The organism is Pseudomonas sp. SJZ074, from assembly GCF_007828215.1.
Lineage (GTDB): Bacteria > Pseudomonadota > Gammaproteobacteria > Pseudomonadales > Pseudomonadaceae > Aquipseudomonas.
Genome location: NZ_VIUE01000005.1, coordinates 16,644 through 34,310 on the forward strand (window position 1 = coordinate 16,644; position 17,667 = coordinate 34,310).

Consider the following 17,667-nt stretch of genomic DNA (forward strand, 5'->3'; position numbering starts at 1 on the left):
GGAAATGGCCGGGCTCCGTCTATCAATCGTCGAGGGCTTGCACGCGTACCCGCGCGGTGCCGGTACGCAGCATGCCCAACTGCTCGGCGGCTTCGCGGGACACGTCGATCAGACGGCCTCGGGAGTATGGGCCACGGTCGTTGATGCGCACCACCACGGCATTATTGTTGCTCAGGTTGGTGATTTTCACCCGGGTACCGAACGGCAGCTGGCGATGGGCGGCGGTCAGGCTGTGTTGGTCGAAACGCTCGCCGCTGGCGGTGCGCTTGCCATGGTGCCTGGCACCGTAATAAGAGGCGACGCCGGTCTGGTCGTAGCCGTGTGGATCGACCGTCCCGCTCTGGCTGGCGCAACCGGCCAGCAGGGACAGCAGGGCGCAGGCGCCGAGGAGACGCATCATTCGAGAGTTTCCAAATACAAATGTGGGAGCGAGCCTGCTCGCGATGAGGACGGCACATTCAGCACTGATGCAAGCTGAACCACCGCTATCGCGAGCAGGCTCGCTCCCACAAGGGAGAGTGGAGCCAGGTCGAATAGCTGGCTCCATGGCAATCAACCCTCGAGCTTGCTTTTCAGCAGTTCGTTGACCTGTTGCGGGTTGGCCTTGCCCTTGGAGGCTTTCATGGCCTGGCCGACGAAGAAACCGAACATCTTGCCGCGCTTGGCTTCGTCCGCCGCACGGTATTGTGCGACCTGTTCGGCGTTGGCCGCGAGCATCTCATCGAGTACGGCGGAAATGGCGCCGGTGTCGGTGACCTGCTTCAAGCCGCGCTTCTCGATGATCTCGTCGGCGCTGCCCTCGCCGTTGGCCATGGCTTCGAAGACCATCTTGGCGATCTTGCCGGAGATGGTGTTGTCCTTGATCCGCAGCAGCATGCCGCCCAGTTGCTCGGCCGATACCGGCGACTCGTCGATTTCCAGCCCCTGCTTGTTCAGCAGGCTGCCCAGTTCGACCATTACCCAGTTGGCCGCCAGTTTGGCATCGCCGCCGATGCCGACGACTTTCTCAAAGTAATCGGCCTGTTCGCGGCTGGTGGCCAGGACGTTGGCGTCATAGCTCGACAGCCCGAACTGCGCCTGGAAGCGCTCGCGTTTCTGCGGCGGCAGTTCCGGCAGGGTGGCGCGCACGTCGTCGAGGAACGAGTCTTCGATCACCACCGGCAGCAGGTCCGGGTCGGGGAAGTAACGGTAGTCGTTGGCTTCTTCCTTGCTGCGCATCGGACGGGTCTCGTCCTTGGTCGGGTCGTACAGGCGGGTCTGCTGGATGACCTTGCCGCCGTCCTCGATCAGTTCGATCTGGCGCTGGATCTCGCTGTTGATCGCCTTCTCGATGAAGCGGAACGAGTTGACGTTCTTGATCTCGCAGCGGGTGCCGAACTCGGCCTGGCCCTTGGGCCGGATCGACACGTTGCAGTCGCAGCGCAGCGAGCCTTCGGCCATATTGCCGTCGCAGATGCCCAGGTAACGGACAAGGGCGTGGATCGCCTTGACGTAGGCCACGGCTTCCTTGGCGCTGCGCATGTCCGGCTCGGAGACGATTTCCAGCAGCGGCGTGCCGGCACGGTTCAGGTCGATGCCGGTGGCGCCGTTGAATTCTTCGTGCAGGCTCTTGCCGGCGTCTTCTTCCAGGTGCGCACGGGTGATGCCGACACGCTTGACCGTGCCGTCTTCCAGGGCGATGTCCAGGTGGCCCTTGCCGACGATCGGCAGTTCCATCTGGCTGATCTGGTAGCCCTTGGGCAGGTCCGGGTAGAAGTAGTTCTTGCGGGCGAACACGTTGTGCTGGCCGATCTCGGCGTCAATCGCCAGGCCGAACATCACCGCCATGCGCACGGCTTCGGCGTTGAGCACTGGCAGCACGCCAGGCATGCCCAGGTCGACCAGGCTGGCCTGGGTGTTCGGTTCGGAGCCGAACGTGGTGGAACTGCCGGAAAAAATTTTCGACCGGGTGGTGAGCTGGGTATGAATCTCCAGCCCGATCACGACTTCCCATTGCATGTGTGTCTCCTCAGAAGCCGGTTGGGGTGCGGGTGTGCCAGTCGGTATTGAGCTGGTACTGGTGCGCCACATTGAGCAGGCGGCCTTCCTGGAAGTACGGTGCGAGCAACTGCACGCCCACCGGCAGGCCATCGACGAAACCGGCCGGCATGGACAGGCCCGGCAAGCCAGCGAGGTTGGCGGTGATGGTGTAGACGTCTTCCAGGTAGGCAGCGACCGGGTCGCTGTTCTTGGCGCCGAGTTTCCAGGCCGGGTTCGGCGTGGTCGGGCCGAGGATGATATCGACCTCGTTGAAGGCGGCCATGAAGTCGTTCTTCACCAGGCGACGGATTTTCTGCGCCTTGAGGTAGTAGGCGTCGTAGTAGCCTGCGGACAGCGCGTAGGTACCGACCATGATCCGCCGCTGCACTTCGGCACCGAAGCCTTCGCCACGGGAGCGCTTGTACAGGTCGATCAGGTTTTCCGGGTTCTCGCAGCGATAGCCGAAGCGCACGCCGTCGAAACGCGACAGGTTCGAGGAGGCTTCCGCCGGGGCGATCACGTAATAGGCCGGAATCGCGTGCTGCATGTTCGGCAGGCTGATTTCCTTGACCACGGCGCCGAGCTTTTCCAGTTCCTTGACGCTGTTCTGGATCAGGTCGGCAATGCGTGGATCGAGGCCGGCACCGAAGTACTCCTTCGGTACGCCGATGCGCAGGCCTTGCAGCGAGCCGTTGAGGCCGGCGCTGTAGTCCGGCACCGGTTCGTCGATGCTGGTGGAGTCATTGGGGTCGAAGCCGGCCATGCCTTGCAGCAGGATCGCGCAGTCTTCGGCGGTGCGTGCCAAGGGGCCACCCTGGTCGAGGCTGGAAGCGTAGGCAATCATGCCCCAGCGCGACACGCGACCGTAGGTGGGCTTGAGGCCGGTGAGGTTGGTGAACGCCGCGGGCTGGCGGATCGAGCCGCCGGTGTCGGTGGCGGTCGCGGCTGGCAACAGGCGCGCGGCCACGGCGGCGGCGGAACCGCCGGACGAGCCGCCGGGTACGTGTTCCAGGTTCCAGGGGTTCTTCACCGCGCCGTAGTGGCTCGACTCGTTGGCCGAACCCATGGCGAATTCGTCCATGTTGGTCTTGCCCAGGGTCACGGCGCCGGCGGCGGCCAGCTTGGCAACCACGGTGGCGTTGTACGGGGCCTTGAAGTTGTCGAGCATCTTCGAGCCGCAGCTGGTGCGCACGCCCTGGGTGCAGAACAGGTCTTTGTGGGCGATCGGCGCGCCGAGCAGGGCGCCGCCTTCACCGTTGGCACGGCGAGCGTCGGCCGCCCTGGCCTGGCTCAGGGCCAGCTCTTCGGTAACGCTGATGAAGCTGTTGAGCTGTGGGTCGAGCTGGGCGATGCGCGCCAGCAGGGCCTTGGTCAGCTCTTCGGAGGAAAACTTTTTATCGGCGAGTCCGCGGGCGACCTCGGCCAGTGTCATGTGATGCATGAGAGGCTCTTTCCCTTTAGTCGATGACTTTCGGAACCAGGTACAGGCCGTTTTCGACCGCTGGCGCGATGGCCTGGTAGGCCTCGCGGTTGTCGGGTTCGGTCACGACGTCGGCGCGCAGGCGCTGGCTGGCTTCCAGTGGGTGGGCCAGCGGTTCGATACCGTCGGTATTGACCGCCTGCATCTCGTCGACCAGCCCCAGAATGCTGTTCAGGGCGGAAGTGATATGTGGAAGATCGGCTTCATTGAGGCCCAGGCAGGCCAGATGAGCGATTTTTTCCACGTCGGAGCGTTCAAGCGCCATGGGATTCTCCAGTGGAAAACAGAACGGACGCAGTCTGTCCGTGTGTTAGATTGTCGGAACACTACCGCATTTCTACGGCCCTACGGCCGCGATTGTAGGGGTTGGTGCACAGAAAAGCGGCCAATTTAACATATTGGCGCCTTGCCCAAAATCCCTGTCGTTGTTAGAGTTTGCCGCACTTTTTTACCCACGCGTTGCCTAGGGTCCCTTTCCCATGTTCAAGAAACTGCGTGGCATGTTTTCCAGCGATCTTTCCATTGACCTGGGCACTGCCAACACCCTTATTTACGTGCGCGAGCGCGGTATCGTCCTGAATGAACCCTCGGTCGTGGCCATCCGCACCCACGGTAACCAGAAAAGTGTCGTGGCTGTTGGTACCGAAGCCAAACGCATGCTGGGCCGTACACCGGGCAACATCGCAGCCATTCGTCCGATGAAGGACGGCGTGATCGCCGACTTCAGCGTCTGCGAGAAGATGCTGCAGTACTTCATCAACAAGGTTCACGAAAACAGTTTCCTGCAGCCCAGCCCTCGTGTGCTGATTTGCGTTCCATGCAAGTCCACCCAGGTGGAGCGTCGTGCCATCCGTGAATCGGCCCTTGGCGCCGGTGCCCGTGAGGTGTTCCTGATCGAAGAACCGATGGCCGCTGCCATCGGCGCCGGCCTGCCGGTGGAAGAGGCCCGCGGTTCGATGGTGGTCGACATCGGTGGCGGCACCACCGAGATCGCGCTGATCTCTCTCAACGGTGTGGTCTATGCCGAATCCGTGCGTGTGGGCGGCGACCGCTTCGACGAAGCGATCATCACTTACGTGCGCCGCAACTACGGCAGCCTGATCGGCGAATCCACCGCCGAGCGCATCAAGCAGGAAATCGGCACGGCCTACCCGGGCGGTGAAGTCCGCGAAGTCGACGTTCGTGGCCGTAACCTGGCCGAAGGCGTTCCTCGCGCATTCACCCTGAACTCCAACGAAGTGCTGGAAGCGCTGCAGGAATCCCTGGCGACCATCGTCCAGGCGGTGAAGAGCGCCCTGGAGCAGTCGCCGCCGGAGCTGGCATCGGACATCGCCGAGCGCGGCCTGGTGCTGACCGGTGGTGGCGCGTTGCTGCGTGACCTCGACAAGTTGCTGGCCCAGGAAACCGGCCTGCCGGTGATCGTTGCCGAAGATCCACTGACCTGCGTTGCCCGTGGCGGTGGTCGCGCCCTGGAAATGATGGACAAGCACACCATGGACCTGCTCTCCAGCGAATAAGTCTCGCCGGGTCCATGTTGTTCGCTTCCGGGCAGCACTTTGCAGTGCTGCCCGTTGGCGTTTATCTTCTGTCATTCGTATCCAGGCCGGTTTGATGCCGTATGAATAAAGAGAACATTTGCCTGGGAGGAGCGGCCTATTAAACCGCTTTTTGCCAAGGGCCCCTCGTTGGGTGTGCGCCTGCTGGTGCTGGCCGTGCTATCGGTTGCGCTGATGGTGGTCGATGCCCGCTTCACACTGCTCAAGCCAGTGCGCAGCCAGATGTCGCTGGTCCTGATGGAATCCTATTGGATCACCGACCTGCCGCAACGGCTGTGGCAAGGTGTGGCCAGCCAGTTCGGCAGCCGGACCGAGCTGGTCGCCGAAAACGAAAAACTCAAGACCGAGAACCTGCTGTTGCAGGGACGCCTGCAGAAGCTGGCGGCCCTTACCGAGCAGAACGTGCGGCTGCGCGAGTTGCTCAACTCTTCCGCACTGGTCAACGAAAAGGTCGAAGTGGCCGAGTTGATCGGCATGGACCCCAACCCGTTTACCCACCGGATCGTCATCAACAAGGGTGAGCGCGACGGCGTGGTCCTCGGCCAGCCGGTGCTCGACGCCCGCGGCCTGATGGGCCAGGTGGTGGAGTTGATGCCCTACACGTCTCGCGTGCTGTTGTTGACCGATACCACCCACAGCATCCCCGTGCAGGTCAACCGCAACGGTCTGCGGGCGATTGCAAGCGGCACCGGCAACCCGGAACGCCTGGAGCTGCGGCACGTGGCTGACACTGCCGATATCAAGGAAGGCGACCTGCTGGTCAGTTCCGGCCTCGGCCAGCGCTTCCCGGCCGGATATCCGGTGGCGACGGTCAAGGAAGTGATCCATGACTCCGGCCAGCCATTCGCCATTGTCCGTGCGGTACCCACTGCCGCGCTGAACCGCAGCCGTTACCTGCTGCTGGTGTTCAGCGACAACCGCACGCCTGAGGAGCGCGCCAACGACGCTGCCGCGGCCCAGGAAGCCCAGGACCGGCAGGGCGGCGAAGCGGTTGTCCCCGGCGCTGGCGCACCCGTGCCGGCCGCAACGCCGAATCCGCCCGTGTCCACACCGGCTACGCCAGTAACCACACCGGCTGCTACCCCCGCTACCACGCCTGCCAGGTCGGCAACGCCCGCCGCGACACCGGCCAGGCCTGCAACGCATGCACCGGCCACTCATGCACCAGAGGCCCAACCGTCGCGCCCGGCTGCCAGAGTGCCCGCCGCCACGCCCGCCACCAGGGGAGCACGAGAAGAATGAGCAGTACCCACTTCGGTAACGGCTGGATGGTCTGGTTGACCTTCGCCCTGGGCCTGTTGCTCAGCGTTTCGCCGCTGCCGCAATTCATGGAGATCCTTCGCCCGTTGTGGCTGGCCTTGCTGCTGGCTTTCTGGGCATTGGCGCTGCCGCACAAGGTCGGCATGGTCACCGCCTGGTGTCTGGGGCTGGCCGAAGACGTGCTCTATGGAACGCTGCTGGGGCAGAACGCGCTGATCCTGACCTTGATTACCTTTCTGGTGCTGTCGCTACAGCAGCGCCTGCGGATGTTCCCGATGTGGCAACAATGCCTGGTGATCCTGGTGATATTCGGCCTGGCGCAATTGGTACAGCTATGGCTCAGCGCGCTGACCGGCAATCGCCAGCCAACCCTGGCACTGGTGCTGCCGGCCCTGGTCAGTGCCTTGCTCTGGCCTTGGGTCAGCTTCGGTTTGCGTGGCCTGCGTCTGCGTTTCAAGATCAACTGATTGGGTCGGGCTTGAGCGGGAGATGCATTGATGAAACCGCTTTACCTCGCTTCAGGCTCGCCGCGTCGGCGTGAGCTGCTCACGCAGATTGGCGTGTCCTTTACCGCCATCAGCGCGGACATTGACGAAACTCCCCTGAATCACGAAACCCCTTCGGCTTATGTCGAGCGCCTGGCACGCGGCAAGGCTGAGGCCGGGCGGCGGGCATTGCCGATCGACGACGGTGGTTGCGTGTTGGGCGCCGACACGGCGGTGGTGCTCGACGGGCAGATTCTCGGTAAACCACTGGACCAGAGCGATGCGCGCTCGATGCTGTTGGCTCTGTCCGGTCGCGACCATGAGGTGCTGACCGCCATTGCCGTGCTGGATGGCCAACGCTGCGAATCCCGGGTGGTCCGCAGTCGGGTGCGTTTTCGCCCTATCAGCGAAGAGGAAGCGGCGGCCTACTGGGCCAGCGGTGAACCTTTGGACAAGGCCGGTGGCTACGGCATCCAGGGGCTGGGTGCGGTATTCGTTGCCGGGCTGGAGGGCAGCTATTCTGCGGTAGTTGGCTTGCCGCTGTGCGAAACCGCGCAACTGCTGGAGCATTTCGGCATACCCTGTTGGCAAACCTTGAACGTGCGTTGAACGCCGCCTGACCAGATGCAGCCATTATCGTGAAAATGCCTGAACGAGACCCTGCCATGAGTGAAGAGATCCTGATCAACATCACGCCGATGGAATCGCGCGTGGCGGTGGTTGAAAACGGTGTGCTGCAAGAGGTTCATGTCGAGCGCACGCAAAAACGCGGCATTGTCGGCAACATCTACAAAGGCAAGGTGGTGCGGGTGTTGCCGGGCATGCAGGCGGCGTTCGTCGATATTGGCCTGGACCGTGCGGCGTTCATCCATGCCTCGGAGATTTCCATGCGCGAAGGGCCTGCCGTGGAGAGCATCGGCGCGCTGGTCCATGAGGGCCAGAGCCTGGTGGTGCAGGTCACCAAGGACCCCATCGGTTCCAAGGGCGCGCGCCTGACCACGCAACTGTCCATTCCGTCGCGATACCTGGTGTACATGCCACGCACCGCTCATGTCGGCATTTCCCTGAAGATCGAGGACGAGGCCGAGCGCGAACGCCTCAAGCAGGTGGTCAGCGATTGCGTGGAGAAGGAAGGGATCAAGGAGACCGGTGGTTTTATCCTGCGCACCGCGGCCGAAGGTGCCGGCGCCGATGAGATTCTCATGGACATCCGTTACCTGCGCAGGCTCTGGGACCAGATCGCCGCGCAGATCAAGACCATCGCCACCCCCAGCGTGATCTACGAGGACCTGGGCCTGGCGCTGCGCACGCTGCGGGACCTGGTCAGCCCCAAGATCGAGAAAATCCGCATCGACTCCCGGGAAACTTTCCAGAAAACCACGCAGTTCGTCGCCGAGCTGATGCCGGAAATCGCCGATCGCCTGGAACATTATCCAGGCGAGCGGCCGATTTTCGACCTGTACGGGGTCGAGGACGAAATCCAGAAGGCCCTGGAGCGCAAGGTGCCGCTCAAGTCCGGCGGCTACCTGGTGGTCGATCCGGCCGAGGCCATGAGCACCATCGACGTGAACACCGGGGCGTTCGTCGGCCATCGCAATCTCGAAGAAACCATCTTCAAGACCAATCTGGAAGCCGCCACGGCCATTGCTCGCCAACTGCGCCTGCGCAACCTGGGCGGGATCATCATCATCGACTTCATCGACATGGAGGACGAAGAGCATCAGCGTCAGGTGCTGCGAACCCTGGAAAAACAACTCGAACGCGACCACGCCAAGACCAACATCATCGGCATCACCGAATTGGGTCTGGTGCAGATGACCCGTAAACGCACCCGGGAAAGCCTCGAGCAGGTGCTCTGCGAGCCGTGCAGCGCCTGCCAGGGGCGGGGCAAGCTGAAGACCCCGGAAACCGTGTGTTACGAAATCTTCAGGGAAATTCTCCGGGAGGCGCGCGCCTACCAGGCCACTGGCTATAGAGTGTTGGCGAACCAGAAAGTGGTAGACCGCCTGCTCGATGAGGAGTCGGGTAATGTCGCGGAATTGGAGGCCTTTATCGGGCGTACGATTCGCTTCCAGGTAGAGACCATGTACTCCCAGGAACAATACGACGTTGTGCTGCTCTGAAGTGGCTCCTGAAGCGGTGGTCTCGCCGATTTGAATACCTTTGCCTGGGGAGTCCATTGACATGGAGCGTTTGACCCGCATTCTGGCCGTGCTGACCCGCTGGGGTTTGGGTCTGTGCGCGCTGCTGCTGGTACTGCTGGCGCTGTATGTCAGCCTGGGGCGGGAACTGGCGCCGCTGGTAGCCGAATACCGTACCGAGATCGAGCGCCGGGCCACCGAAACGCTGGGCATGCCGTTGCGGGTTGGAAGCCTTGAGGGCAAATGGAGTGGCCTGGCGCCGATTCTGCTGGCTCGCGACGTGATGATCGGCGATGGCGCCAATGCCATGCACCTGGACGAGGTGCGTGCCGTGCCCGACCTGTGGGCCAGCCTGCTGGCCCGCCAGGTACGCATCGCCCACCTGGAGCTCGGGGGCCTGAAGATCAGCCTCAAGGAAGGCGCCGACGGCAAGTGGGCCCTGGAAGGCCTGCCGGTCAAGGACGATCAACCGTTCGACCCGCAGCAATTGTTTGATCGCATGCAGATGGTCTCGAAGCTTTCGATCCTGGACAGCCAGGTGACTTTGCAGCCGCTGGATCAAGCACCGCTGACCCTGACCTATGTGGGCCTGAGTCTCAGGACCGGCGTCAGCCGCCAGCGCCTGGATGCGCGCCTGACCCTGCCCGACGGGCAACCGCTGGCAATCAACCTGCGCACCCGGATCCGCGCCGCCGATTGGAAGAACGGCCAGGCCGAAGCCTACCTGAGCCTGCCACAGAGCGACTGGTCGAAATGGCTGCCGAAGCGCCTGACCCGCGAATGGCATTTCTCCCAGGCCAAGGCCGGCGGCGAGTTCTGGCTGAGTTGGGGGAATGGCACGCTGCAAAGTGCCGCAGTGCGCCTGAATGCGCCGGACATCAGCGGCGCCTACGCCGAGCGCAAGCCGGTACAGATCCGTAACCTGGCACTCAACGGCTATTTCCAGCGCGGCAGCGACGGGTTCACCGCGACGTTCGATTCCCTGGCGATGAGCCTGGGGGAAACCCGCTGGGAATCGCGCTTGCAACTGCAGCAGAGTGCGGCCACCGAGAAGGCTGAAGAACTCTGGCATCTACAGGCCGATCGTCTCGACCTGACTCCGATTACGCCGCTGCTCAATGCCTTGGCGCCTTTGCCCGAGGGGGTCGCGACGGCCATCGACCGTCTCAGGTTCACTGGCGCGCTGCGCAACGTGTGGGTGGACTACCGGCCGCAGAATGCCGGTGATCGCAAGGTCAGCTTTGCCACCAACCTGGACACGGTGGGTTTCAATGCCTATCACGGTGCCCCCGCAGCGCGTAACGTCTCGGGCAGCCTCAGCGGCGATCTCGGCGGCGGCGAGCTGCGCATGGACAGCAAGGATTTTTCCCTGCACCTGGACCCGATCTTCGCCAAGCCCTGGCAATACCTGCAGGCCAATGCGCGGCTGACCTGGAAGCTCGACCAGCAAGGTTTCACCCTGATCGCGCCCTACCTGAAGGTGCTGGGGGAGGAGGGCCGGATTGCCGGCGATTTCCTGATCCGCCTGCATTTCGATCACAGCCAGGAAGACTACATGGACTTGCGGGTCGGCCTGGTGGACGGCGACGGGCGTTACACCGGCAAGTACCTGCCGGCGGTGCTGAGCCCGGCTCTGGATGAGTGGCTGCGCACGGCCATCGTCAAGGGGGCCGTGGATGAAGGGTTTTTCCAGTACCAGGGCTCGCTGAACCACGGCGCCGAGGACGCGGCCCGCAGCATCAGCCTGTTCTTCAAGGTGCATGACGCCGAACTGGCCTTCCAGCCGGGCTGGCCTTCGGTTGGCAAGGTCAGCGGCGATGTCTTCGTCGAAGACAGCGGCGTGCGCATCTTCGCCAGCCAGGGACAATTGCTGGACACCCAGGTCAAGGACGTGGCGGTGAACATTCCCCATGCCCCGAATGGGCAGCATTCCCATCTGCTGCTGGAGGGCGGGTTCGCCGGGGGGCTGGGGGACGGGCTGAAAATCCTGCAGACGGCGCCCATCGGCACGGCTGAGACATTCGCCGGCTGGGAAGGCGAAGGCGGCCTGCAAGGTTCTGTGAAACTCGATATTCCCTTGGCCAAGGGAGACCCACCGAAGATCCTGGTGGACTTCAGCACCGACAACGCCCGGCTCAAGCTCAGCGATCCGGTGCTGGAGCTGACTCAGCTCAAGGGCGATTTCCGCTTCGACAGCAGTAAGGGGCTGAGCGGCAAGAACATCGCCACCCGGGCGTTCGACCGACCTTTGACCGCGCAGATCTTTGCCGATGGCCGTGCCGGTGCGCTCAATACCCGGGTGGTGGCGTCCGGGCGTCTGGAGGTCAAAAAACTCACCGACTGGCTGAACGTTACCCAGCCGTTGCCTGTTTCCGGGGTCGTTCCTTACCAATTGCAGGTGATACTCGACGGCGCCGACAGCCAGTTGTCGGTCAGTTCCAACCTCAAGGGCGTGGCGGTGGACCTGCCGGCGCCCTTCGGCATGACGGCCGACACCGGGCGAGACACGGTGTTCCGCATGACGCTGCAGGGGCCGGAGCGGCGTTACTGGGTCAATTATGGCGACCTCGCCAGCTTCACTTACGCAGCGCCGGGCGGGAAGCCGGCCGATGGTCGCGGCGAGCTGTTGCTCGGGGGCGGCGATGCTGTCTTGCCGGGAGCCAAAGGGGTGCGGCTGCGTGGGACACTGTCGGAACTGGATGTCGGGCCGTGGCAGGACCTGCTGAACAAGTACGCCGGACAGGACCCGAGCGGCAGCGCCAAGCAACTGCTCAGCGGTGTCGATCTGAAGGTGGGCAAGCTCACGGCCATGGGAACGACCCTGGACCAGGCCTCGGTGCAGCTCGACCGTAAGCCGGATGCCTGGGCCCTGGGTCTCGACAGCCAGCAGGCCAAGGGCAGCGCCAGCCTCCCGGATGCGAAAAGCACTCCGATCGGGATCAAGCTCGATTACGTTCGCCTGCCGGCCGCGGACCCGACGGTGCAAGCCGATGAGAACGCGCCGGATCCGCTGGCATCGGTGGACCCGACCCGGATCCCGGCCATGGATATCGCGATTGCCCAATTGTTCCAGGGACCGGATCTGATCGGTGCCTGGTCGTTGAAGGTGCGTCCGACCAGCAAGGGCATTGCGCTGAATAATCTGGACATGGGTCTCAAGGGCATGGTGTTGCAGGGCAGTGGCGGCTGGGAAGGCGTGCCCGGTTCCACCCGCAGCTGGTACAAGGGGCGTATCGGCGGCAAGAACCTGGCTGATGTGCTCAAGGGCTGGGGATTCGCCCCAAGCGTGACCAGCCAGGACTTCCACCTGGACGTCGACGGCAATTGGCCTGGCTCACCGGCGTGGGTCGCGACCAAGCGCTTTTCCGGCAGCCTCGATGCGTCGTTGAGCAAGGGCCAGTTCGTCGAGGTCGAGGGCAGCGCCCAGGCGTTGCGGGTGTTCGGCCTGTTGAACTTCAACTCCATCGGCCGACGGCTGCGGCTGGACTTCTCCGACCTGTTCGGCAAAGGCCTGAGCTACGATCGCGTCAAGGGGCTGTTGGTGGCGAGCAATGGCGTCTACGTGACCCGTGAACCCATTACCCTGACGGGGCCTTCGAGCAACCTGGAACTCAACGGGACATTGGACATGGTGGCTGACCGGGTCGACGCCAAGTTGCAGGTGACATTGCCGGTGACCAACAACCTGCCGATTGCCGCGCTGATTGTCGGCGCACCGGCGGTTGGCGGTGCGCTGTTTTTGATCGACAAGCTGATCGGCGACCGCGTGGCGCGTTTTGCCAGCGTAAGATACGACGTCAAGGGGCCGTGGAAAGAGCCGAAGATCACTTTCGACAAACCGTTCTGATAGACAACGCCAACTTCTGTGGGAGCGGGCTTGCTCGCGAATGCGTCGGCACATTCAACATTGTTCTGAGAGATGCACCGCTTTCGCGAGTAAGCCTGCTCCCACAAGGTGAGCGATGCAACAGATGAGGAAGCACCATGCCAGTCGCAGTAATCCAAATGGTCAGCCAAAGCGATGTACTCGCCAACCTGGCCCGGGCCCGTGTGCTGTTGGAGCAGGCCGCCGCTGGCGGTGCTCGGCTGGCGGTGTTGCCGGAAAACTTCGCGGCGATGGGACGGCGGGACGTGGCCGACATCGGTCGTGCCGAAGCCATCGGTCAGGGACCGATCCTGCCCTGGTTGAAACAGACTGCCCGTGACCTCAGGTTATGGATTGTGGCCGGCACGTTGCCCCTGCCGCCGGTGGACCGGCCCGAGGCCAAGGCCCATGCCTGCTCGCTGCTGGTGGACGATCAGGGCCAGATCGTGGCGCGGTACGACAAGCTGCACCTGTTCGACGTGGATGTGGCCGACAATCGTGGGCGCTACCGCGAGTCTGATGACTATGCTTATGGCGGTAACGTGGTAGTTGCCGATACGCCGGTGGGCAAGGTCGGCCTGACGGTCTGCTATGACTTGCGTTTTCCGGAGCTGTACAGCGAGCTGCGGGCTGCCGGCGCCGAGTTGATCACGGCGCCCTCGGCGTTCACCGCCGTCACCGGTGCGGCTCATTGGGAGGTGCTGATTCGCGCCCGGGCCATCGAAACCCAGTGTTATGTGCTGGCGGCCGCCCAAGGGGGCGTGCATCCGGGGCCTCGGGAGACCTTTGGTCATGCGGCCATTGTCGACCCGTGGGGGCGAGTGCTGGCGCAACAGGATCAAGGCGAAGGCGTGCTGCTGGCCGAGCGCGACAGCAGCGAACAGGCGTCCATCCGGGCGCGCATGCCGGTGGCCAGCCATCGGCGCTTTTTCTCGCAGGGCGCTCGACAGCGACCTGTCCAAGACGACGAATTCAAGGCGTAAAACATATGAGCGGGTTGTTGTCCTCAGTCAGTGAACACCTTCTAGCCCCCGGCGGCGTGACCCTCGAAAGCCTGCAAGGCGTGCTGGGCGACCTGGCCGGTCCGGGTATCGACGCGGCCGACCTGTATTTCCAGGGTCAGATTTCCGAATCCTGGTCCCTGGAAGACGGCATCGTCAAGGAAGGCAGTTTCAACCTTGACCAGGGCGTGGGCGTGCGTGCCCAGTCCGGCGAGAAAACCGGCTTTGCCTACAGCAATGCCATTACCCTCGAAGCCCTAGGGGCTGCGGTCCGTGCGGCGCGTTCGATTTCCCGGGCCGGGCAGAACGGCACGGTGCAGGCCTTCAGCAGGCAGGATGTCGCGCAGTTGTATGCGCCGGATAATCCGCTGGAAGTCATGAGCCGGGCCGAGAAGGTCGAACTGCTCAAGCGCATCGACGTCGCCACGCGGGCCCTCGATCCACGCATCCAACAGGTATCCGTGAGCATGGCCGGTGTCTGGGAACGCATCCTGGTGGCTTCCACCGACGGCGGCCTGGCGGCGGATGTTCGGCCGCTGGTGCGCTTCAACGTCAGCGTGATCGTCGAGCAGAACGGTCGCCGCGAGCGCGGTGGTCACGGCGGAGGCGGGCGTACCGACTACCGCTATTTCCTCAGCGAAGACCGCGCCATGGGTTATGCCCGGGAGGCCCTGCGCCAGGCGCTGGTCAACCTGGAGGCCATTCCTGCGCCGGCTGGCACGTTGCCGGTGGTGCTGGGGTCCGGTTGGTCCGGCGTGCTGCTGCACGAAGCGGTGGGGCATGGCCTGGAGGGCGATTTCAACCGCAAGGGCAGTTCAGCCTACAGCGGGCGCATGGGCGAAATGGTCGCTTCGAAACTCTGCACCATTGTCGACGATGGCACCTTGGCCGGGCGGCGCGGCTCGCTGAGCGTCGACGACGAGGGCACCCCGACCGAGTGCACCACGCTGATCGAGAACGGGGTGCTCAAGGGCTACATGCAGGACAAGCTCAACGCCCGGCTGATGGGCGTGGCCCGTACCGGCAACGGCCGCCGTGAGTCTTATGCGCACCTGCCGATGCCGCGCATGACCAACACCTACATGCTGGGCGGTCAAAGCGATCCGGCGGAAATTATCGCTTCGGTGAAAAAAGGCATCTACTGCGCCAACCTCGGCGGCGGTCAGGTGGACATCACCAGCGGCAAATTCGTGTTCTCCACCAGCGAGGCCTACCTGATCGAGGACGGCAAGATCACCGCGCCGGTCAAGGGCGCCACGCTGATCGGTAACGGACCGGAGGCCATGAGCAAGGTGTCGATGGTCGGCAACGACCTGGCCCTGGACAGCGGTGTAGGGACGTGCGGCAAGGACGGGCAGTCGGTGCCGGTGGGTGTCGGTCAGCCGACCCTGAAGATCGATGCGATTACCGTGGGTGGCACGGGCGCATGACAGGAACAGCGGGTGGAGTACGAGCCTCCACCCGCGGACATCACTCAGCGCAGGCCGCGTTGAGTCTCGTCCAGCTCACGGATGTACTTGAAGATTTTACGGCTCGAAGCCGGTGGCTTGTTCTGCGCGACTTCGTGCTGAGCCTGACGGATCAGCGAGCGCAGCTGCTGGCGATCGGCCTCGGGGTAGTCGACGACGAATTTTTCCAGGGTGCCGTCGTCGCCTGCGATCAAGCGATCGCGCCAGCGTTCCAGGTTATGGAAGCGTTCGTTGTACTGCCGGGTGGAGGCGTCGAGTTGATCGAGCAGGACCAGGATGGCGTCAGTGTCCTGATCACGCATCAGTTTGCCGATGAACTGCAGGTGCCGTTTACGCGCGATGTTCGCGGTGTGCTTGGGCGCATCGGCCAGAGCCCGGCGCAAGGCGTCGGTCAAGGGCAATTTGGCCAGCAAGTCAGGCTTGAGTGTTGTCAGGCGCTCGCCGAGGTCAACCAGAGCATGCAGCTCGCGTTTGACCTGGGATTTGCTTTTTTCACCCTCGTAGAGGGAGTCGTCGTAAGAATCAACCATGGGGGCAGTCCGCAAAGAAACGCCGCCATGATAACCAGTCGGGGGCCGCTTGTCCGGCCCGGTCGCTCGAAGGCCTTACCGAAAGCAGAATTTGAGTGGAGAAAGCCATGAGTGCAGTTCAGAGCGTCGGCCCGCAAGCATTGCCGGCACTGCAAGAGCAGGTCGAGCAGATCCTTGCCGAAGCCAAACGGCAGGGCGCCAGTGCCTGTGAGGTGGCGGTGTCCCTGGAGCAGGGTCTGTCGACGTCGGTACGCCAGCGTGAGGTGGAAACCGTCGAGTTCAATCGCGACCAGGGGTTCGGCATCACCTTGTACGTCGGCCAACGCAAGGGCTCGGCCAGCACATCGGCCAGCGGCCCGGACGCGATTCGCGAAACCGTCGCCGCGGCACTGGCGATTGCCCAGCACACCTCCGAAGACGAAGCTTCGGGCTTGGCCGATGCCGCCCTGATGTGTAAGGAGACGCGGGATTTCGATCTGTTCCACGCCTGGGATATCACTCCCGAGCAGGCCATCGAGCAGGCGTTGCGTTGTGAAGCGGCAGCATTCGATACCGATCCGCGGATCAAGAATGCCGACGGCACGACGCTCAATACCCATCAGGGTTGCCGGGTGTACGGTAACAGCCAGGGCTTCATCGGCGGCTATGCCTCGACCCGTCACAGCCTCAGTTGCGTGATGATTGCCGAGGCCAATGGCCAGATGCAGCGTGATTACTGGTACGACGTGAACCGCCAGGGCAGTCTGCTGGCGGATCCGCTGGTGATTGGTCGCAAAGCCGCGCAACGTGCGGCCAGTCGGCTGGGCGCGCGACCGGTGCCGACCTGTGAAGTGCCGGTGCTGTTTGCCGCCGAGCTGGCCGGTGGTTTGTTCGGCAGCTTCCTGTCGGCGGTGTCCGGCGGCAACCTGTATCGCAAGTCCTCGTTCCTCGAAGGCGCCCTGGGTCAGAAACTGTTCCCGGAGTGGATGACCATCGACGAACGCCCGCACTTGATGCAGGCCATGGGCAGTTCGGCTTTCGACGGTGATGGCCTGGCCACGTATGCCAAGCCGTTCGTGGAGAGGGGGGAGCTGGTGTCCTACATCCTCGGCACCTATTCGGGCCGCAAACTCGGCATGCCGAGCACCGCCAATGCCGGTGGCGTGCACAACCTGTTCGTGACCCATGGCGAAGAGGACCAGGTGGCCTTGCTGCGGCGGATGGGCCGGGGCCTGCTGGTGACGGAACTGATGGGCCACGGCCTGAACATGGTCACCGGCGACTATTCCCGTGGCGCGGCCGGCTTCTGGGTCGAAAACGGCGAGATCCAGTTCCCGGTCCAGGAAGTGACCATTGCTGGCAACATGCGCGATATGTTCAAGCAGATCGTGGCTGTGGGGAATGACCTGGAGCTGCGCAGCAACATCCGCACCGGTTCGGTGTTGATCGAGCGGATGATGGTGGCGGGTAGCTGAGGCCAAGGGCATGAAAAAGGCGCGTCATTTCTGAATGACGCGCCTTTTTTGCGTACGTAGAACCCAGGGGGTATCCCCTTGCCACAAAAGCCAGTCTCAAGTCGACTTGGCCGAGGGCTTACTCGCCCTCATCAAAATAATTCTTGATCAACGCCTCCAGCGCATCCATTGCTTCCTGCGCTTTGTCCCCTTCCGTTACCAGGTGGATCGTGGTGCCTTTGCCGGCAGCCAGCATCATCATCGCCATGATGCTTTTACCGTCGATCATGGTGTTAGGGTCAGGTGTGCGACCGACGCGGATGGTAGTGTCCTTGAACTGGCCCGCAACCCCGACGAATTTGGCTGAAGCCCGGGCGTGCAAGCCCAACTTGTTGATGATTTCAATTTCCCGAGCAGGCATCGCGATG

At 63.1% G+C, this 17,667-nt stretch carries 15 protein-coding genes; 9 read left to right on the top strand and 6 right to left on the bottom strand.

The features are described 5' to 3' along the window. Positions 1 to 22 precede the first annotated feature (22 nt). The 4 genes from FBX99_RS08010 to gatC all read right to left on the bottom strand — a co-directional run bounded on the left by FBX99_RS08010 (position 23) and on the right by gatC (position 3,764). Complete coding sequence (locus FBX99_RS08010; RefSeq protein ID WP_145131183.1) at positions 23 to 400, bottom strand: septal ring lytic transglycosylase RlpA family protein; 378 nt, start codon at positions 398 to 400, stop codon at positions 23 to 25. Positions 401 to 552: 152 nt separating this feature from the next. Then, complete coding sequence (gatB, locus tag FBX99_RS08015; RefSeq protein WP_145131184.1) at positions 553 to 1,998, bottom strand: Asp-tRNA(Asn)/Glu-tRNA(Gln) amidotransferase subunit GatB; 1,446 nt, start codon at positions 1,996 to 1,998, stop codon at positions 553 to 555. A gap of 10 nt (positions 1,999 to 2,008) precedes the next feature. Continuing rightward, positions 2,009 to 3,460: an Asp-tRNA(Asn)/Glu-tRNA(Gln) amidotransferase subunit GatA gene (gene gatA / locus FBX99_RS08020; protein WP_144922770.1), complete on the bottom strand. Its 1,452-nt coding sequence runs from the start codon at positions 3,458 to 3,460 to the stop codon at positions 2,009 to 2,011. A 16-nt stretch (positions 3,461 to 3,476) separates the two neighbouring features. Continuing rightward, positions 3,477 to 3,764 (bottom strand): Asp-tRNA(Asn)/Glu-tRNA(Gln) amidotransferase subunit GatC, encoded by a 288-nt coding sequence (gene gatC, locus FBX99_RS08025; protein ID WP_047699507.1) that lies wholly within the window; start codon positions 3,762 to 3,764, stop codon positions 3,477 to 3,479. A 214-nt stretch (positions 3,765 to 3,978) separates the two neighbouring features. On the opposite strand from gatC, the gene mreB reads away from it, so the two are divergent. The 8 genes from mreB (at position 3,979) to tldD (ending at position 15,237) form a co-directional block, all read left to right on the top strand. After that, positions 3,979 to 5,016 (top strand): rod shape-determining protein MreB, encoded by a 1,038-nt coding sequence (gene mreB, locus FBX99_RS08030; RefSeq protein ID WP_002555108.1) that lies wholly within the window; start codon positions 3,979 to 3,981, stop codon positions 5,014 to 5,016. Between the two features lie 138 nt (positions 5,017 to 5,154). Further along, entirely contained in the window at positions 5,155 to 6,297 is a 1,143-nt protein-coding gene (gene mreC, locus FBX99_RS08035) for a rod shape-determining protein MreC (RefSeq protein ID WP_144922773.1), read from the top strand. Beyond that, complete coding sequence (mreD, locus tag FBX99_RS08040) at positions 6,294 to 6,782, top strand: rod shape-determining protein MreD (RefSeq protein WP_144922777.1); 489 nt, start codon at positions 6,294 to 6,296, stop codon at positions 6,780 to 6,782. The genes mreC and mreD overlap by 4 nt, the downstream gene beginning before the upstream one ends. 30 nt (positions 6,783 to 6,812) lie before the next feature. Further along, complete coding sequence (locus tag FBX99_RS08045) at positions 6,813 to 7,409, top strand: nucleoside triphosphate pyrophosphatase (RefSeq protein WP_144922779.1); 597 nt, start codon at positions 6,813 to 6,815, stop codon at positions 7,407 to 7,409. 56 nt (positions 7,410 to 7,465) lie between these two features. Then, the gene (gene rng / locus FBX99_RS08050) at positions 7,466 to 8,923 is read left to right on the top strand and encodes a ribonuclease G (RefSeq protein ID WP_144922782.1); all 1,458 of its coding nucleotides are present in this window, start codon (positions 7,466 to 7,468) and stop codon (positions 8,921 to 8,923) included. A 61-nt stretch (positions 8,924 to 8,984) separates the two neighbouring features. Next, positions 8,985 to 12,788, top strand: coding sequence for a YhdP family protein (locus FBX99_RS08055; protein ID WP_144922785.1), 3,804 nt, complete (start codon positions 8,985 to 8,987; stop codon positions 12,786 to 12,788). 137 nt (positions 12,789 to 12,925) lie between these two features. Next, a complete protein-coding gene (locus tag FBX99_RS08060; protein WP_144922788.1) occupies positions 12,926 to 13,789 on the top strand; it encodes a carbon-nitrogen hydrolase family protein in 864 nt (287 codons plus the stop codon). Between the two features lie 5 nt (positions 13,790 to 13,794). Continuing rightward, positions 13,795 to 15,237, top strand: coding sequence for a metalloprotease TldD (tldD, locus tag FBX99_RS08065; protein ID WP_144922791.1), 1,443 nt, complete (start codon positions 13,795 to 13,797; stop codon positions 15,235 to 15,237). A gap of 44 nt (positions 15,238 to 15,281) precedes the next feature. Here the strand turns inward: tldD and yjgA are convergent, their stop codons facing one another. Continuing rightward, entirely contained in the window at positions 15,282 to 15,806 is a 525-nt protein-coding gene (gene yjgA / locus FBX99_RS08070) for a ribosome biogenesis factor YjgA (protein WP_041020876.1), read from the bottom strand. A gap of 107 nt (positions 15,807 to 15,913) precedes the next feature. On the opposite strand from yjgA, the gene pmbA reads away from it, so the two are divergent. Continuing rightward, positions 15,914 to 17,260, top strand: coding sequence for a metalloprotease PmbA (gene pmbA / locus FBX99_RS08075; RefSeq protein WP_144922794.1), 1,347 nt, complete (start codon positions 15,914 to 15,916; stop codon positions 17,258 to 17,260). Positions 17,261 to 17,378: 118 nt separating this feature from the next. Here the strand turns inward: pmbA and FBX99_RS08080 are convergent, their stop codons facing one another. Further along, complete coding sequence (locus FBX99_RS08080; RefSeq protein WP_145131186.1) at positions 17,379 to 17,660, bottom strand: HPr family phosphocarrier protein; 282 nt, start codon at positions 17,658 to 17,660, stop codon at positions 17,379 to 17,381. Between the last annotated feature and the right edge of the window lie 7 nt (positions 17,661 to 17,667).

What these genes read in the sequence shown, in the direction of transcription:
- FBX99_RS08045 (WP_144922779.1), top strand. Translation starts at nt 6,813, where the DNA reads ATGAAACCGCTTTACCTCGCTTCAGGCTCGCCGCGTCGGCGTGAGCTG.
- mreB (WP_002555108.1), top strand. Translation starts at nt 3,979, where the DNA reads ATGTTCAAGAAACTGCGTGGCATGTTTTCCAGCGATCTTTCCATTGAC.
- yjgA (WP_041020876.1), bottom strand. Translation starts at nt 15,806, where the DNA reads ATGGTTGATTCTTACGACGACTCCCTCTACGAGGGTGAAAAAAGCAAA.
- mreD (WP_144922777.1), top strand. Translation starts at nt 6,294, where the DNA reads ATGAGCAGTACCCACTTCGGTAACGGCTGGATGGTCTGGTTGACCTTC.
- pmbA (WP_144922794.1), top strand. Translation starts at nt 15,914, where the DNA reads ATGAGTGCAGTTCAGAGCGTCGGCCCGCAAGCATTGCCGGCACTGCAA.
- gatA (WP_144922770.1), bottom strand. Translation starts at nt 3,460, where the DNA reads ATGCATCACATGACACTGGCCGAGGTCGCCCGCGGACTCGCCGATAAA.
- rng (WP_144922782.1), top strand. Translation starts at nt 7,466, where the DNA reads ATGAGTGAAGAGATCCTGATCAACATCACGCCGATGGAATCGCGCGTG.
- gatC (WP_047699507.1), bottom strand. Translation starts at nt 3,764, where the DNA reads ATGGCGCTTGAACGCTCCGACGTGGAAAAAATCGCTCATCTGGCCTGC.
- FBX99_RS08080 (WP_145131186.1), bottom strand. Translation starts at nt 17,660, where the DNA reads ATGCCTGCTCGGGAAATTGAAATCATCAACAAGTTGGGCTTGCACGCC.
- FBX99_RS08060 (WP_144922788.1), top strand. Translation starts at nt 12,926, where the DNA reads ATGCCAGTCGCAGTAATCCAAATGGTCAGCCAAAGCGATGTACTCGCC.
- FBX99_RS08010 (WP_145131183.1), bottom strand. Translation starts at nt 400, where the DNA reads ATGATGCGTCTCCTCGGCGCCTGCGCCCTGCTGTCCCTGCTGGCCGGT.
- FBX99_RS08055 (WP_144922785.1), top strand. Translation starts at nt 8,985, where the DNA reads ATGGAGCGTTTGACCCGCATTCTGGCCGTGCTGACCCGCTGGGGTTTG.
- tldD (WP_144922791.1), top strand. Translation starts at nt 13,795, where the DNA reads ATGAGCGGGTTGTTGTCCTCAGTCAGTGAACACCTTCTAGCCCCCGGC.
- gatB (WP_145131184.1), bottom strand. Translation starts at nt 1,998, where the DNA reads ATGCAATGGGAAGTCGTGATCGGGCTGGAGATTCATACCCAGCTCACC.